Below are 15224 nucleotides of genomic sequence, written 5' to 3'. Positions count from 1 at the left end.
TTCCGATTTGGGAGGCGGGAACGCGGTGCGGGCGGCCATAAAAACGCCGATGGCCCCGTTATGGGGCCATCGGCTGGACGATGCAAGGGGAGCAAGAAACCCCTTTTACTTTCAGTAACTTACCGAGACACAGGGAGGCCGCGACGAGTTCGCCGCGCCCACCCCGCCCGGGGTCACTCCGCGGAGGCGACCTTGGGCGGCGCCGGCGGGGTCTGGTAGATCAGGTACGGCTCGGACTTGTGCTCGATCACCGACTCGTCCACCACCACCTTGCTGACGTTTTCCTGCGACGGCAGCTCGTACATCGTGTCCAGCAGCACCGACTCGACGATGGTGCGCAGGCCGCGTGCGCCGGTCTTGCGCTTGAGCGCCTTCTTGGCGATGGCCAGCAGCGCGTCCTGGCGGAACTCCAGCTCCACGCCTTCCATCTCGAACAGCTTCTTGAACTGCTTGGTGATGGCGTTCTTCGGCTCGGTGAGGATCTTGATCAGCGCCGGCTCGTCCAGTTCCTCGAGCGTGGCGACCACCGGCAGGCGGCCGACGAACTCGGGGATCAGGCCGAACTTGATCAGGTCTTCCGGCTCGACCTCGGCCAGGATCTTGCCGACCTCGCGCTTGCGCTCGGAGCTCTTGACCTTGGCGCCGAAGCCGATGCCGCCGGCGTCGTTGGAGCGCTGCTGGATCACCTTGTCCAGGCCTGCGAACGCGCCGCCGCAGATGAACAGGATGTTCTTGGTGTCCACCTGCAGGAATTCCTGCTGCGGATGCTTGCGCCCGCCCTGCGGCGGCACCGAGGCGACCGTGCCTTCGATCAGCTTCAGCAGCGCCTGCTGCACGCCTTCGCCGGACACGTCGCGGGTGATCGACGGGTTCTCGCTCTTGCGCGAGATCTTGTCGATCTCGTCGATGTAGACGATGCCCTGCTGCGCCTTGTCGACGTCGTAGTCGCACTTCTGCAGCAGCTTCTGGATGATGTTCTCCACGTCCTCGCCGACATAGCCGGCTTCGGTCAGCGTGGTCGCATCGGCGATGGTGAACGGCACGTTGAGCAGGCGCGCCAGCGTCTCGGCCAGCAGCGTCTTGCCCGAACCGGTCGGACCGACCAGCAGGATGTTCGACTTGGCCAGTTCGACCTCGTCGTTCTTCTGCCGGCTCTCGATGCGCTTGTAGTGGTTGTACACGGCCACGGCGAGCGTGCGCTTGGCGCGCTGCTGGCCGATCACGTACTGGTCGAGCACTTCCAGGATCTCGCGCGGCTTGGGCAGGCTGCTGCGTGCCGACTGCGCCTTCTCCTCGAGCTCCTCGCGGATGATGTCGTTGCACAACTCGACGCATTCGTCGCAGATGAACACGCTGGGCCCGGCGATCAGCTTACGGACCTCGTGTTGACTCTTGCCGCAGAACGAGCAGTACAGGATCTTGTTGCTGTCGCCGGAACGGCCTTGCCGGTCTTCGCTCATTGCTTCGCTTACCCAGTTACCCCACCCGATGAACGGTGGTTCGATTTCGAGAATAGCACAGGGCCGGGAGGACGCTAGCCCGACCCCGGCCCTGCGGAATACGCTGCGTTTAGCAGTACATGCAAGCCTTATGCCGGCTGGATGGACTCATCCGGGCGACGCTCCAGAACCTGGTCGACGAGGCCGTAGGCCTGCGCGTCGACGGCGCTCTTGAAGTTGTCGCGCTCGGTGTCGCGGGCGATGGTTTCCAGCGACTGGCCGGTGTGCTTGGCCAGGATTTCGTTCAGCCGCGCGCGCAGGGTCAGGATCTCGCGCGCGTGGATGTCGATGTCGGTGGCCTGGCCCTGGAAGCCGCCCAGCGGCTGGTGGATCATCACCCGCGAGTTCGGCAGCGCATAGCGCTTGCCGGCCGCGCCCGAGGCCAGCAGCAGCGCGCCCATCGAGGCGGCCTGGCCGACGCAGATGGTGCTCACGTCCGGCTTGATGTACTGCATGGTGTCGTAGATCGCCATGCCGGCGGTGACCACGCCGCCCGGCGAGTTGATGTAGATGCTGATGTCCTTCTCCGGATTGTCCGCTTCCAGGAACAGCAGCTGCGCCACGATCACATTGGCCATGTGATCGTCGATCGGGCCGACCAGGAAGATCAGACGCTCCTTCAACAGGCGCGAATAGATGTCGTAGGCGCGCTCGCCGCGGCTGGTCTGCTCGACCACCATCGGAACCAGATTCAAGGCCTTGGTCACATTGTCCACGCGGTGATCTCCTGCTGCTCGGGGTCGGTCCCTGCACGGGGGTGTACAGGGCTTCGCATCGTGTTGCGCCCCGCCGCCGCGGGGAGTGAAACGGGATTCGGCGCGCGCATGCCGGGATGCGCGCGGCGGCGACGCGTCGTCTTATTGACGGATCGCGTCCTGGAACGACATCGCCTGCTCGGTGTGCTGGGCGCGCTCGGCGATCCAGTCGATCACCTGCTCTTCCATCACGCGGCTCTGCAGTCCTCCCATCAATTGGGGGTCGTTGCGGTACATCTCAATGACCTGTTCCGGCTCTTCGTAGGTCGAGGCGATCAGGCGCAGCGTCTCCGAGACCCGCTTCGGGTCCAGGCGCAGCTCGTTGCGACGGGCGACCTCGCCGACCAGCAGGCCGACCAGCACGCGCTTGCGCGCGGCGTCCATGAAGCCCTGGTGGGCATCGTCAGGCACCTGGCCCGGGTCGCGGCCGGAACGGCGCAGTTGCTCGACCTGCTGCGCCAGCATGGCGCGCGCTTCGTTCTCGACCAGGCGCGGCGGCATTTCGACCGAGGCGTAGGCGGCGATCAGCTGCTCGCCGACTTCGCGGCGCAGGCGGTTCATCAGCGCGCCCTTGAGCTCGCGCTCCAGGTTGATGCGGATGTCCTTGCGGAACTGCTCGGCATCGCCGCTCTTCACGCCGAAGCTCTTGATGAACTCCTTGTCCACGTCCGGCAGCACCGGCGCGGCCACGTCGACCGCCTTCACGTGGACCTGGACCTGCTTGCCGGCAAACTGCGGCACACGCCAGTCGGCCGGGAAGTCGACGGTCAGGGTCTTCTCTTCGTCCTTGGACAGGCCGACCAGGCCCTGCTCGATCGCCGGGAACATGACGCCCGAGCCGATCACGCTGCTGCCCTTCTCCACGCCCTCGGCCGGCAGGCGCTCGTCGCCGACCTGCGACCAGGTCTCCAGGGTCACCAGGTCGCCGTCCTGCGCCGGACGCGCGGCCGGCTGCCAGGTGCGGCGCTGCAGGCGCAGGTTCTCGATCATCTGCTCGATGTCGGCGTCGGTGACCTCGGCGGTGTGGCGGATCACCTGCAGCGTGGACACGTCGATGTCGCCGAAGTCCGGCACCACTTCGAAGGTGGCCACGAACTGCAGCTCGTTGTCGCCGGCGCGGTCGATGCGCGGATTGCCGGCCAGGCGCAGCGCGTGCTCGCGCACGGCCGAGTCGAAGGTCTCGCGCAGCAGGCCGTCCAGCGCCTCGGCGCGGATCTGCGGCCCGAAGCGCTGCTCGATCACCTTGGCCGGAATCTTGCCCGGACGGAAGCCCTTGATCCGCGCGGTACGCGCGACTTCGCGCAGGCGGCCGCCGACATGGGTTTCCAGGCGATCCTCCGGCAGGGTGAAGGTCAGACGCCGTTCCAGGGTACCGGTGGTTTCGATCGAAGCTTGCATGTGGACTCCTGCCACCGGGAGCCCACGGCTCTCGGCACGATGTAGAAAAGTACGGGTTGGCGCGGGCACAGGACAGCCGCCGCAGCCGGATAGTTTCGCCTATTCCCGCGGCGCCTGCCAGCGCAGGGCCGGTAGGCCCGAAGCGGCGACGCCGGACGTGGCCGCGCGAGCATGGTCCACGGGCATCGGGATGGTGCGAAAGAGGGGACTCGAACCCCTACGCCTTGCGGCACTGGTACCTAAAACCAGGGCGTCTACCAATTCCGCCACTTTCGCGCTGCGGCGCCGGAAGGCGCCTGCCGGCACATTGTTGCAGGCCGGCCGGCAAAGAAAAAGGCACCTGCCGGAGCAGGTGCCTTTCTGTTTTGGTGGGCCGTCAAGGATTCGAACCTTGGACCTATTGATTAAGAGTCAACTGCTCTACCAACTGAGCTAACGGCCCTGAAACTGAGTCGCACATTCTATGTGCTTTTTTGCTTCGTTGCAACACCCGCGAAGCGTCGGGTCACACGATCAATGGGGTGGCTGAGGGGACTCGAACCCCCGACATCTGGAATCACAATCCAGTACTCTAACCAACTGAGCTACAGCCACCATTGAAACCTTGCATCTCCTGCCCGGCGCCGGTGTGGCGCGCCCGACAGGAATCGAACCTGTAACCGCCGGCTTAGAAGGCCGGTGCTCTATCCAGTTGAGCTACGGGCGCCCTGGCTGGATTGTCGCATTCCTTTCCGCCGTTGGACATCGGATTGGTCGGGGTAGAGGGATTCGAACCCCCGACATCCTGCTCCCAAAGCAGGCGCGCTACCAGACTGCGCTATACCCCGGCGGAACATCCCTCGCGGCCAAGGCCGGAAAGGTCGGCTATTGTGGGAAGCCTGAGGCCCGCTGTCAACGTCGCATGTACGCAACATCGGCTGCGCTATGCTCACCCCTTGCCATCGGCACCGGCCGAGCGCCACTTTTTGAAGGAGAAAACAGCATGCTTCGCAGCGGTAATCCCGCCCTGAAGGAATCCACTTTCCTCGATCTGCACAGCGGCAATGTGGTCTCGCCCGGCAGCGGCACGGTCGTCGCGCGCGACAGCGGCGCGATGACCCTGAACGGCACCGCCAACAAGACCGGCGTGTTGTTGATGCTGACCGTGCTCACCGCCGTGTTCGCCTGGAGCCAGTCGCTCTCGGTCGACGCCGCGGGCAACGAGATGATCGCCCCGGGCGTGGCCGGCTACGCGCTGGGCGGCGCCATCGGTGGCTTCATCCTGGCCCTGATCACGATCTTCAAGAAGGAATGGTCGCCGATCACCGCGCCGCTGTACGCGCTGGTGGAAGGTTTCTTCCTGGGCTCGATCTCGGCGGTCTACGAGCACCGCTTCAACGGCATCGTGCTGCAGGCGGTGCTGCTGACCTTCGGCACCCTGTTCGCGCTGCTGTTCGCCTACCGCAGTGGCATGATCAAGGCCACCGAGAACTTCAAGCTGGGCGTGGTCGCAGCCACCGGCGGCATTGCCCTGGTGTACCTGGCGACCATGGTGCTGGGCTTCTTCAATATCCAGATTCCCTACATCCACGCCTCCGGCACGGTCGGCATCCTGTTCAGCCTGTTCGTGGTGGTGGTGGCGGCGCTGAACCTGGTGCTGGACTTCGACTTCATCGAGAGCGGCGTCGAACAGGGCGCGCCCAAGTACATGGAGTGGTACGGCGCGTTCGGCCTGATGGTCACGCTGGTGTGGCTGTACGTGGAGTTCCTGCGCTTGCTGTCGAAGTTGCAGTCGCGGAATTGAAGCCGGGAGTCGAGAATCAGGATTGGGGAATCGTAAGAGCGACTCCCCTTGACCGATCTGCAGATGTGGTTTCGGACAACTTCCGAGCAAAAGAAAGGGCGCCCTGGGGCGCCCTTTCTTGTTTGCGATCTTCCGGCGCGCTCAGAGGCGGCTGGCGATGGCCTTGGCGAAGCCCATGGTATTGCCGCTGCCGCCCAGGTCCGGGGTCAGCCCGTCCTTGGCTTCCAGCGTGGCGACGATGGCGTTGCGCAGGCGCTCGGCGTTCTGCGGCTGGCCGACATGGTCCAGCAGCTGTGCCGCACCCAGCAGCAGCGCGCACGGGTTGGCCTTGCCCTGCCCGGCGATGTCCGGAGCCGAGCCGTGCACGGCTTCGAAGATCGCTGCGTCCACGCCGATGTTGGCGCCCGGGGCTAGGCCCAGGCCGCCGACCAGGCCGGCGCACAGGTCCGACAGGATGTCGCCGAACAGGTTGGTGGTGACGATGATGTCGAACTGCTCCGGGCGCATCACCAGTTGCATGCACGCGTTGTCGACGATCATTTCCTGGAATTCGATCTCCGGGTAGTTCGCCGCCACTTCGCGCGCCACCTTCAGGAACAGACCCGAGGTGGACTTGATGATGTTGGCCTTGTGCACCGCGGTGACCTTCTTGCGGCCGGTCGAACGGGCCAGGTCGAAGGCGTAGCGCACGATGCGCTCGGAACCCTTGCGGGTCACCTTGGCCATGGACAGCGCGGTCTCGCCGTCGGCCGACACTTCCTGGCCTTCGCTCAGGTAGGCGCCTTCGGTGTTCTCGCGCACGGTGATCAGGTCAACGCCGGCGCCGAAGCGCGACTTGGTGTTCGGGAACGACTTGGCCGGACGCACGTTGGCGTACAGGTCGAACTGGCGGCGCATGGCCACGTTGATCGAACTGAAGCCCTCGCCCACCGGCGTGGTCAGCGGGCTCTTCAGCGCCACCTTGTTCTTGCGGATCGACTCCAGCGTGGCGGCCGGCAGCAGGTCGCCGTGCTTCTCCAATGCCACCAGGCCCGCGTCGGCGTATTCGTAGGTGAGGCCGGCGTTCAGCGCGTCGAGCACGAACAGCGTGGCGTCCATGATCTCCGGGCCGATGCCATCGCCACGGATGACCGTGATTGTCTGCGTCATAGGGTTGCGGTTTCCGTACAAGAGGGGGGAGCGCCGCCCGGGAACCGGGGCTGCAGGCGCAAGGAGGTTTCAGCGGTAATTATGCCCGAAGCCGGTGAAGGCGCCCAAAACCGGGCGGCCTCCGGCGCGGGCGCCGGCGGCCTTGGGGGCAGCCCGAGGCGGGCTCAGTCGTGGGCGTGCTGCGCCGGCGCGGCGGCGCCGGCCTCCAGCGTGTCGAGGAAGTCCACTGCGCGGCGCAGGTGCGGGATCACGATCGACCCGCCGACCACCAGGCCGACCGAAAAGGTTTCGAAGAACTCCTCGCGGCTGACCCCAGCCTCCTTGCACTGGGCCACGTGGTAGCTGATGCAGTCGTCGCAGCGCAGCACCAGCGAGGCGACCAGGCCGAGCAGTTCCTTGGTCTTCACGTCCAGCGCGCCAGCCTGGTAGGTCTGGGTGTCCAGCGCGAAGAAGCGCCGCACCACCTGGTTCGGCTCGGCCAGAATGCGCTGGTTCATGCGCTGGCGGAACTCGGTGAACTCGCGTACCCGGTCCTCCCCTGCCGCGGCGCCCTCGCCCGTCGCGGCGCCGCTCATGCCTGCGCCTCGGGGGCGCGGCCGTCGAGCAGCGGCTCCAGCTTGCCGGCGCGGTGCAGCGCCATCATGTCGTCGTAGCCGCCGACGTGGACGTCGCCGACGAAGATCTGCGGCACGCTGGTGCGCCGCGCCAGCGCGACCATCTTCTCGCGCTCGGCCGGATCCAGGTCGATCCGTACCTCGTTCCAGGTGCGGCCCTTGCTCTTGAGGAAGTTCTTGGCCGCCACGCAGTACGGGCAGATCGCGGTGGAATAGAGGGTGATCGGCGCGCCGCCGGCCTGGCCGGTGTCGGCAGTTGGGTTGTCCACGGGAAACTCCGGGCGGTGTAGAAGGTCCAAGTCACTATGGTAGCGGCCGGGTGGATTTTCGAGGCCGCTGCCGCAACACTGCGAATCATCCCGGATTCACCGTCGTCCCGGGCGCCCCCCCGGCGTCCGCCTACCCTCTTGGAGCCCGTCTTGCGCCTGCTGCCGCTCGCCTTCGCGATCACCCTGGCCACCGCCTGCGCCGTGGCGCCGGCCCAGGAGAACAAGCTGCCGGACATCGGCTCCTCGGCCGGCGAGCTGCTGACCCCGGCGCGCCAGGCCGAGTACGGCAAGATGATGCTGGCCGAGCTGCGCAGCTACGGCTACGTGCTCGAGGACCCGCTGATCGACGACTGGCTGCAGACCATGGGCACCCGGCTCGGCGCCAACAGCGACCAGCCGCAGCAGAAGTTCACCTTCTTCATGCTGCGCGACCGCCAGATCAACGCCTTCGCCACCCTCGGCGGCTACGTGGCGGTCAACGCCGGCCTGGTGCTGACCGCCGAGCGCGAGGACGAAGTGGCCGCGGTGCTGTCGCACGAGATCGCCCACGTCACCCAGCAGCACGTGCTGCGCGGGGTGGAGCGGGCGCAGCGCGACCAGATCCCGATCCTGCTCGGCATGCTCGCCGCGGTGGTCGCGGCGCAGCAGGCCGGCGGGCGCTCCAGCGGCGACGCCACCCAGGCGGCGATCGCCAGCGGCCTGGGCCTGATGCAGCAGCGGCAGATCGACTACACCCGCTCCAACGAATCGGAGGCCGACCGCCTGGGCATCCGCACCCTGGCGCGCAGCGGCTACGACGTCGATGCGATGGCCGGCTTCTTCGAGCGCATGTCGCTGGCGATGCGCGGTAACCAGGGCGGCTACAGCACGCCGGACTTCCTGATGACCCACCCGGTCACCACCACCCGCATCAGCGAGGCGCGTGAGCGCGCCGAGCAGATGAAGAAAAATACCCTGACCCTGACCACCAGCGTGCCCGGCGGCACCCTGAAGGAGCGGGTCGATCCGAACGACGTGTCGCTGAGCCAGCCGCTGGGCGCGCCCAGCAACCCGTTGCTGCCGGGCGGCCTGCAGTTGCCGTTCGCCAACTACGCGCGCGGCCCCAGCGGCCAGTTCGAGTGGGCGCGCGAGCGGCTGCGGGTGTTCAGCGCCAACACCCCGGCCGATGCGATCCGCGAGTACGAAGGCCTGCGCCAGGGCAGCAAGCAGGGCCTGAGCGACGCCCAGCGCTACGGCCTGGCGCTGGCGCGGCTGCGCAGCGGCGGCAGCGCGCAGGACGTGGTGCAGACGCTGGAAAGCCTGCTGCAGGCGCACCCGGACAACTGGTGGCTGACCGTGGCGGTGGCCGAGGCCGAGGCCAAGGCCGGCCGCAACCAGGCCGCCGACCAGCGCTTCGAGGCGCTGGTCAAACGCATGCCCAGCAACCGCGCGGTGGCCCTGAGCTATGCGACCGCCCTCAACGAACAGGGCGGCCGCCAGGCCGGCCAGCGCGCCCAGGCCGTGCTGCGGCCATTGCTGGGGGCGGCCGCGGAGGATCCGGTGTTCCAGCGCACCTTCGCCCGCGCCTGCGAACTGGCCGGCGACGACACCCGCGCCGGCGAGGCCTACGCCGAGGCCGCCTATCTGAACGGGCACCCGGAGCAGGCCCTGATCCAGCTCAGCAACCTGAAAAAGCGCAGCGACCTGGACTACGTGGCGCGCGCGCGTATCGACGCCCGCATCGCTGCGATCACCCCGACGGTGCTGGAACTGCGCCGCCAGGGCGTGCAGGACCCGGACATGCAACGGCGCTGAAACGCGCCCGTGTCAGGCGTCACTCAACCGTAATAAAACCGTAGTCTACTGGCGACCTTCCTCCCCAGTTCCACGGTGCCGTTGTGCAGAAACGCATCCTGATCGTCGACGACGAACCGGCCATCCGCGACATGGTCGCGTTCGCCCTGCGCAAGGGCGACTTCGAGCCGGTGCATGCCGGCGATGCCCGCGAGGCGCAGACCTCGATCGCCGACCGGGTCCCGGACCTGATCCTGCTGGACTGGATGCTGCCCGGCACCAGCGGCCTGGAACTGGCCCGGCGCTGGCGCAAGGATGCGATGACCCGCGAAGTGCCGATCATCATGCTCACCGCCCGCGGCGAGGAGAACGACCGCGTCGGCGGCCTGGAGGCCGGCGTCGACGACTACGTGGTCAAGCCGTTCTCCGCGCGCGAGCTGCTGGCGCGGATCCGCGCGGTGATGCGCCGCACCCGCGAGGACGACGAGGACGGCAGCGTCTCGGTCGGCAGCCTGCGCATCGACGGCGCGGCGCACCGGGTGTTCGCCGGCGAGGCGCCGGTGCCGATCGGCCCGACCGAGTACCGCCTGCTGCACTTCTTCATGACCCATCCCGAGCGCGTGTACAGCCGCGCGCAGCTGCTCGACCACGTCTGGGGCGGCAGCGTCTACGTGGAAGAGCGCACCATCGACGTGCACATCCGCCGCCTGCGCAAGACGCTGGAACCGTTCGCGGTGGAAAACATGGTGCAGACCGTCCGCGGTTCCGGCTATCGCTTCTCTGCGTCCATCTGACCGCCGGCTTCGCCTGCTATAACGGCGGACGGATCACGATCCTTTGCGACAGAGTGCGTTCCCGATGCCCCGCCACATCCGCTCCGCCTGGTTGAAGACCCTCGGCACGCTCGCCGGCATGTTGTTGCTGGCGTTGCTGGTCGGCTGGATCGGCGGCCATGTGTGGATGGCGCTGACCCTGATGTCGCTGGGGGTGATGGGCTGGCACTACTGGCGGCTGCGGCGGGTGCTGCGGCGACTGACCGCGCGCCAGCGCTGGGAGCCGCCGGCCGGCACCGGCGTATGGAACGAGCTGGACCGGCTGCTGTACCGCAGCCAGGCGGAAATGCGCGTGCGCAAGCGGCGCCTGCTGGACATGCTGCGCGCCTACCGCGCCGCCGCCGCGGCACTGCCCGACGCGGTGGTGGTGGTGGACCGCAACAGCCAGCGCATCCAGTGGTTCAACGAGGCGGCGGGCACCCTGCTCGGCCTGCGCCACCCTGGCGACCTCGGCGCGCCGGTGGTGGAGCGCTTGCAGCCGATGCCGCTGGCGCACTGGCTCAGCGGCGGCCGCAACGCCGAACCGATGCTGGACATGCCCTCGCCGGTCGACGACCGCCTGCGCCTGAACCTGCGCCTGATCCCCTATTCCGACGACCACTGGCTGCTGGTCGCGCGCGACGTCAGCAAGCTGCTGCAGTTGGAGCAGGTGCGCCGCGATTTCGTCGCCAATGTCTCGCACGAGCTGCGCACGCCGCTGACCGTGGTTCATGGCTACCTGGACATGCTCGATCCGGAGGACTTCCCGGACTCGGGGCCGATGATCGCCGAGATGCGCAAGCAGTCGCAGCGCATGACCCAGCTGGTCGAGGACCTGCTGACCCTGTCGCGGCTGGAATCGCAGGAGCACGCCAACGAGGAGTCGATCGCGATGGCGCCGATGCTGGCCACGCTGCGCCGCGAGGCCGAGGCGCACAGCCAGGGCCGGCACCGCATCGAGGTCCACGACGAGGCCGATTGCGACCTGGTCGGCTCCAACAAGGAACTGCACAGCGCCTTCTCCAACCTGGTCACCAACGCGGTGCGCTACACCGCGGCCGGCGGCACCATCCGCATCCGCTTCGCCCGCGAAGGCGACGGCGCGGTGCTGTCGGTGCGCGACAGCGGCTACGGCATTCCCGCGCATCATCTGCCGCGGATCACCGAGCGCTTCTACCGCGTCTCCAGCAGCCGTTCGCGCGAGAGCGGCGGCACCGGCCTGGGCCTGTCGATCGTCAAGCACGTGCTCGGTCTGCATCAGGCGCGACTGGAGATCGAGAGCGAAGTCGGCAAGGGCAGCACCTTCTCCTGCCACTTCGGCGCCGGGCGCGTGCATCCACGGCACGACCATGCCACCCTGACCTCCGTCTAACGAGTATCGCCATGCCCCGCCGCGCCCCTGCCCTGCCGCCCACGCCGCCACCGGACATTCCCAGCGACCCACTGCGCGATCCCGCGCTGTACATCAACCGCGAACTGTCGCAACTGGACTTCAATTTCCGGGTACTGGCGCAGGCGCAGGACCCGCAGGTGCCGTTGCTGGAGCGGCTGCGCTTCCTGTGCATCTCCTGCACCAACCTCGACGAATTCTTCGAGATCCGCGCCGCCACCGTGCGCCACGCGCAGGAGTTCGGGCTGCCGCCGGCACCGGACGGGATGAGCCCCAGCGCCATCCTCACCTCCATCCACGACCGCGCCGCGCAACTGGTCGACCAGCAGTACCGCTGCTGGAACGAGGTGCTGCGCCCGGCACTGAAGGACGCCGGCATCGGCGTGCTCGGCCGCCATTCCTGGAATGCGCGGCAGAAGCGCTGGCTGCGCGCCTACTTCCGCAACGAGATCATGCCGGTGCTGTCGCCGCTGGGCCTGGACCCGGCGCATCCGTTCCCGAAGATCCTCAACAAGTCGCTGAACATCGTGGTGGTGCTCAAGGGCACCGACGCGTTCGGCCGCGTCGGCCACCTGGCGATCGTGCGCGCGCCGCGCTCGCTGCCGCGCATCATCCAGTTGCCGGAAAGCCTGTCCGAGGGCGGGCAGAGTTTCGTGTTCCTGTCCTCGGTGCTGTCCACCTTCGTCGACGAACTGTTCCCGGGCATGGAGGTGATGGGCTCCTACCAGTTCCGCGTCACCCGCAACTCCGAACTGGTGGTGGACGAGGAGGAAGTGGAGAACCTGGCGCTGGCGCTGCGCGACGAACTGGTCAACCGCGGCTACCGGCCGGCGGTGCGGCTGGAGATCGCCGAGGACTGCCCGAAGTCGATCGTGCGCACCCTGCTGCAGAACTTCGAATTGCCGGAGAACGCGGTCTACCGCATCAACGGCCCGGTCAACCTGAGCCGGGTCAACCAGGTCTACGACCTGGTGCAGCGCCCGGACCTGAAGTATCCGGCGATGAACCCGCGCACCCTGCGCGACAGCGAAGGCATCTTCGAGATCGCCGCCGCCGGCGACGTGCTGCTGCACCACCCGTTCGACGCCTTCACCGCGGTGCTGGACCTGATCAAGCAGGCCGCGATCGACCCCAACGTGCTGGCGATCAAGCAGACCCTGTACCGCACCGGCAAGGACTCGGCGATCGTCGATGCGCTGGTGCTGGCCGCGCGCAACGGCAAGGACGTCACCGTGGTGGTGGAACTGCGCGCGCGCTTCGACGAAGAGGCCAACCTGGGCCTGGCCGACCGCCTGCAGGAAGCCGGCGTGCAGGTGGTGTACGGCGTGGTCGGCTACAAGACCCACGCCAAGATGCTGCTGATCGTGCGCCGCGAGGGCCGAAAGCTGCGCCGCTACGTGCACCTGGGCACCGGCAACTATCACAGCGGCACCGCGCGCGCCTACACCGACCTGAGCCTGATCACCTCCGACGTGGATATCGGCAACGACGTGCACCTGCTGTTCCAGCAGTTGTCCGGCCTGGCGCCGAAGATCCGCCTCAAGCGCCTGCTGCAATCGCCCTTCACCCTGCACCCGGGCGTGCTGCACCGGATCGAACGCGAGACCAAGCTGGCGCATGCCGGCCGCCCGGGCCGCATCATCGCCAAGATGAACGCGCTCAACGAGCCGCAGGTGATCCGCGCGCTGTACGCCGCCTCGCAGGCCGGGGTCAAGATCGACCTGATCGTGCGCGGCGCCTGCACCCTGCGCCCCGGCGTGCCGGGCGTGTCCGACAACATCCGGGTGCGCTCGATCGTCGGCCGCTTCCTCGAGCACAGCCGGGTCTACTGGTTCGGCAACGACGGCGCGCCGGAACTGTTCTGCGCCAGCGCCGACTGGCTGGAACGCAACCTGCTGCGACGCGTGGAGACCGGCTTCCCGATCCTCGATCCGGACCTGGTCAAGCGCATCCACCGCGAGGTGCTGCAGAACTACCTGGCCGACAATCTCAACGCCTGGGAACTGGACGCCGACGGCAACTACCGCAAGCTGGCCCCGGGCCAGGACCAGCCGCCGCACTCGGCGCAGCTGGCCCTGCTCGACGGGCTCTGAGCGCAGCGCGGCGTCGCGCCAACGGCGCACGCCGCGCATCGGCTACCATTCCGCCATGCCTGCCACCTCCCCCACTCATCCGCCGCTGCGCGACGACGACCTGCTGGCCGCCATCGACCTGGGTTCCAACAGTTTCCACATGGTCATCGCCCGCTATCAGCTCGGGCAGCTGCGGGTGGTGGATCGCCTGCGCGAGACCGTGCGCATGGCCGACGGCCTGGACAACAAGGGCGGGCTGTCCGCCGACGCGCGGCAGCGCGCGCTGGAGTGCCTGGCGCGCTTCGGCCAGCGCATCCGCGACCTGCCTTCGCTGCGCGTGCGCGCGCTGGCCACCAACACCGTGCGCCAGCTGCGCTCGCCGCAGACCTTCCTGATTCCCGGCGAAACCGCGCTCGGCCATCCGATCGAAGTGGTCAGCGGCCGCGAGGAAGCGCGCCTGATCTACCTGGGCGTGGCCCACGCGCAGCCGCCCAAGCCGGACGAACGCCGCCTGGTCATCGACATCGGCGGCGGCTCCACCGAGTTCATCATCGGCAGCGGCTTCCAGACCCTGGAACGCGAGAGCCTGCAGGCCGGCTGCATCGCCAGCACGCGACGCTTCTTCCCGGGCGGCAAGCTGTCCAGGAAGAAGTGGAAGGACGCGCTGACCGAGATCGGCGCCGAGTTCCAGCAGTTCGCGGGGCAGTACCGCGCGCTGGGCTGGCATGAGGCGCTGGGCTCGTCGGGCACGCACAAGGCCATCGGCGAGATCTGCGCGGCGATGAAGCTGACCAAGGGCGCGATCACCGCCGAGGCGCTGCCGCAACTGCGCGACCGCCTGCTGTTGGCCAAGCGCATCGAGGACATCGACCTGCCGGGCCTGTCCGCCGACCGCCGGCCGATCATCGCCGGCGGCGTGCTGGTGCTGGAGGCGGCGTTCCAGGCGCTGGGCCTGCAACGGCTGATGGTGAGCAAGGCGGCCATGCGCGAAGGCATTCTCTACGACATGCTCGGCCGCGGCGGCGAGAACGATCCGCGCGAAACCGCAATCGCCGCGCTCACCCAGCGCTACGGCATCGACGAGGCGCAGGCCGCGCGCGTGGAGCACACCGCGATGGCGCTGTTCGAGCAGGTTGCCGGCGACTGGGCGCTGGATGCCGACGACGCGCGCATGCTCGGCTGGGCCGCGCGCCTGCACGAACTCGGCCAGGCCATCGCGCACAGCCAGTACCACGTGCACGGTGCCTACGTGCTGGAGCACTCGGACATCGCCGGCTTCTCGCGGCAGGAGCAGCAGGTGCTGGCCACGCTGGTGCGCACGCACCGCCGCAACGTCTCCAAGACCGCGTTCGACGCGCTGCCCGACCGCCTGCTGCTCAGCGCCAAGCGCAAGGCCGCGCTGCTGCGCCTGGCGGTGCTGCTGCACCGCGCGCACGAGGCCGACCCGATCCCGGCGCTGGAACTGAAGGCCGACGGCGCCAACCTGCACCTGATCCTGTCGCAGCCGTGGATCGAATCGCGACCGCTGCAGCGCGCCGACCTGATCGGCGAAGTCGAGGGCATGGCGGGGTTGGGGATCAATTTCCGGCCGTTTGTGGCTTGAGGGCCGGGATTCGGGATTCGGGATTCGGGATTCGGGATTCGGGATTCGGGATTCGGGATTCGGGATTCGGGATTCGGGATTCGGGATTCGGGATTCGGGATTCGGGA

Annotated in this window: 12 protein-coding genes and 5 tRNA genes; 6 read left to right on the top strand and 11 right to left on the bottom strand. The window is 67.8% G+C overall.

The window, feature by feature from the left end; genetic code table 11:
• Positions 1–173: 173 nt before the first annotated feature.
• The 8 genes from clpX to FHR66_RS02960 form a co-directional block, all read right to left on the bottom strand.
• Positions 174–1460, bottom strand: a complete 1287-nt coding sequence (clpX, locus tag FHR66_RS02995; RefSeq protein ID WP_160966183.1) for an ATP-dependent Clp protease ATP-binding subunit ClpX — start codon at positions 1458–1460, stop codon at positions 174–176.
• A 128-nt stretch (positions 1461–1588) separates the two neighbouring features.
• Positions 1589–2215, bottom strand: a complete 627-nt coding sequence (gene clpP / locus FHR66_RS02990) for an ATP-dependent Clp endopeptidase proteolytic subunit ClpP (RefSeq protein ID WP_017907831.1) — start codon at positions 2213–2215, stop codon at positions 1589–1591.
• 141 nt (positions 2216–2356) lie between these two features.
• The gene (tig, locus tag FHR66_RS02985) at positions 2357–3652 is read right to left on the bottom strand and encodes a trigger factor (protein ID WP_160966181.1); all 1296 of its coding nucleotides are present in this window, start codon (positions 3650–3652) and stop codon (positions 2357–2359) included.
• 191 nt (positions 3653–3843) lie between these two features.
• Positions 3844–3928 (bottom strand) — tRNA-Leu (locus FHR66_RS02980).
• A 90-nt stretch (positions 3929–4018) separates the two neighbouring features.
• Positions 4019–4094 (bottom strand) — tRNA-Lys (locus FHR66_RS02975).
• A gap of 75 nt (positions 4095–4169) precedes the next feature.
• Positions 4170–4246 (bottom strand) — tRNA-His (locus tag FHR66_RS02970).
• A gap of 35 nt (positions 4247–4281) precedes the next feature.
• Positions 4282–4358 (bottom strand) — tRNA-Arg (locus tag FHR66_RS02965).
• Between the two features lie 44 nt (positions 4359–4402).
• Positions 4403–4479 (bottom strand) — tRNA-Pro (locus FHR66_RS02960).
• Positions 4480–4634: 155 nt separating this feature from the next.
• Between FHR66_RS02960 and FHR66_RS02955 the strand changes: the two genes are divergently transcribed.
• On the top strand, positions 4635–5435 hold the full coding sequence (locus FHR66_RS02955; protein ID WP_160966179.1) for a Bax inhibitor-1/YccA family protein: 801 nt from the start codon (positions 4635–4637) through the stop codon (positions 5433–5435).
• 141 nt (positions 5436–5576) lie between these two features.
• Here FHR66_RS02955 and FHR66_RS02950 read toward each other — a convergent pair whose 3' ends face one another.
• From FHR66_RS02950 to grxC, 3 genes are all read right to left on the bottom strand, one after another.
• Entirely contained in the window at positions 5577–6584 is a 1008-nt protein-coding gene (locus tag FHR66_RS02950; protein ID WP_160966177.1) for an isocitrate dehydrogenase, read from the bottom strand.
• Between the two features lie 164 nt (positions 6585–6748).
• Positions 6749–7159 (bottom strand): carboxymuconolactone decarboxylase family protein, encoded by a 411-nt coding sequence (locus FHR66_RS02945; RefSeq protein WP_160966175.1) that lies wholly within the window; start codon positions 7157–7159, stop codon positions 6749–6751.
• Positions 7156–7467 (bottom strand): glutaredoxin 3, encoded by a 312-nt coding sequence (grxC, locus tag FHR66_RS02940; RefSeq protein WP_160966173.1) that lies wholly within the window; start codon positions 7465–7467, stop codon positions 7156–7158. Before grxC ends, FHR66_RS02945 begins: the two co-directional genes overlap by 4 nt.
• 150 nt (positions 7468–7617) lie before the next feature.
• On the opposite strand from grxC, the gene FHR66_RS02935 reads away from it, so the two are divergent.
• The 5 genes from FHR66_RS02935 to ppx all read left to right on the top strand — a co-directional run bounded on the left by FHR66_RS02935 (position 7618) and on the right by ppx (position 15117).
• Positions 7618–9261, top strand: a complete 1644-nt coding sequence (locus tag FHR66_RS02935) for a M48 family metalloprotease (RefSeq protein WP_160966171.1) — start codon at positions 7618–7620, stop codon at positions 9259–9261.
• Between the two features lie 83 nt (positions 9262–9344).
• Positions 9345–10034, top strand: coding sequence for a phosphate regulon transcriptional regulator PhoB (gene phoB, locus FHR66_RS02930; protein WP_160959358.1), 690 nt, complete (start codon positions 9345–9347; stop codon positions 10032–10034).
• A gap of 64 nt (positions 10035–10098) precedes the next feature.
• Positions 10099–11424 carry a phosphate regulon sensor histidine kinase PhoR gene (gene phoR / locus FHR66_RS02925; protein WP_160966169.1) on the top strand — a complete coding sequence of 442 codons (1326 nt, stop codon included), beginning with the start codon at positions 10099–10101 and terminating at the stop codon, positions 11422–11424.
• Positions 11425–11435: 11 nt separating this feature from the next.
• Positions 11436–13535, top strand: coding sequence for a polyphosphate kinase 1 (ppk1, locus tag FHR66_RS02920; protein ID WP_160966167.1), 2100 nt, complete (start codon positions 11436–11438; stop codon positions 13533–13535).
• A gap of 55 nt (positions 13536–13590) precedes the next feature.
• Positions 13591–15117 (top strand): exopolyphosphatase, encoded by a 1527-nt coding sequence (ppx, locus tag FHR66_RS02915; RefSeq protein ID WP_160966165.1) that lies wholly within the window; start codon positions 13591–13593, stop codon positions 15115–15117.
• The last annotated feature ends 107 nt before the right edge of the window (positions 15118–15224 follow it).

The sequence above is a fragment of the Xanthomonas sp. F4 genome, assembly GCF_011761895.1.
Note: the sequence above shows the minus strand (reverse complement) of the source record. Positions and strands in the feature narration are given on the sequence as shown.

Coding starts and splice junctions, on each gene's coding strand:
- clpX (WP_160966183.1), bottom strand. CDS start 1,460: ATGAGCGAAGACCGGCAAGGCCGTTCCGGCGACAGCAACAAGATCCTG.
- phoR (WP_160966169.1), top strand. CDS start 10,099: ATGCCCCGCCACATCCGCTCCGCCTGGTTGAAGACCCTCGGCACGCTC.
- FHR66_RS02950 (WP_160966177.1), bottom strand. CDS start 6,584: ATGACGCAGACAATCACGGTCATCCGTGGCGATGGCATCGGCCCGGAG.
- FHR66_RS02945 (WP_160966175.1), bottom strand. CDS start 7,159: ATGAGCGGCGCCGCGACGGGCGAGGGCGCCGCGGCAGGGGAGGACCGG.
- ppk1 (WP_160966167.1), top strand. CDS start 11,436: ATGCCCCGCCGCGCCCCTGCCCTGCCGCCCACGCCGCCACCGGACATT.
- FHR66_RS02955 (WP_160966179.1), top strand. CDS start 4,635: ATGCTTCGCAGCGGTAATCCCGCCCTGAAGGAATCCACTTTCCTCGAT.
- ppx (WP_160966165.1), top strand. CDS start 13,591: ATGCCTGCCACCTCCCCCACTCATCCGCCGCTGCGCGACGACGACCTG.
- tig (WP_160966181.1), bottom strand. CDS start 3,652: ATGCAAGCTTCGATCGAAACCACCGGTACCCTGGAACGGCGTCTGACC.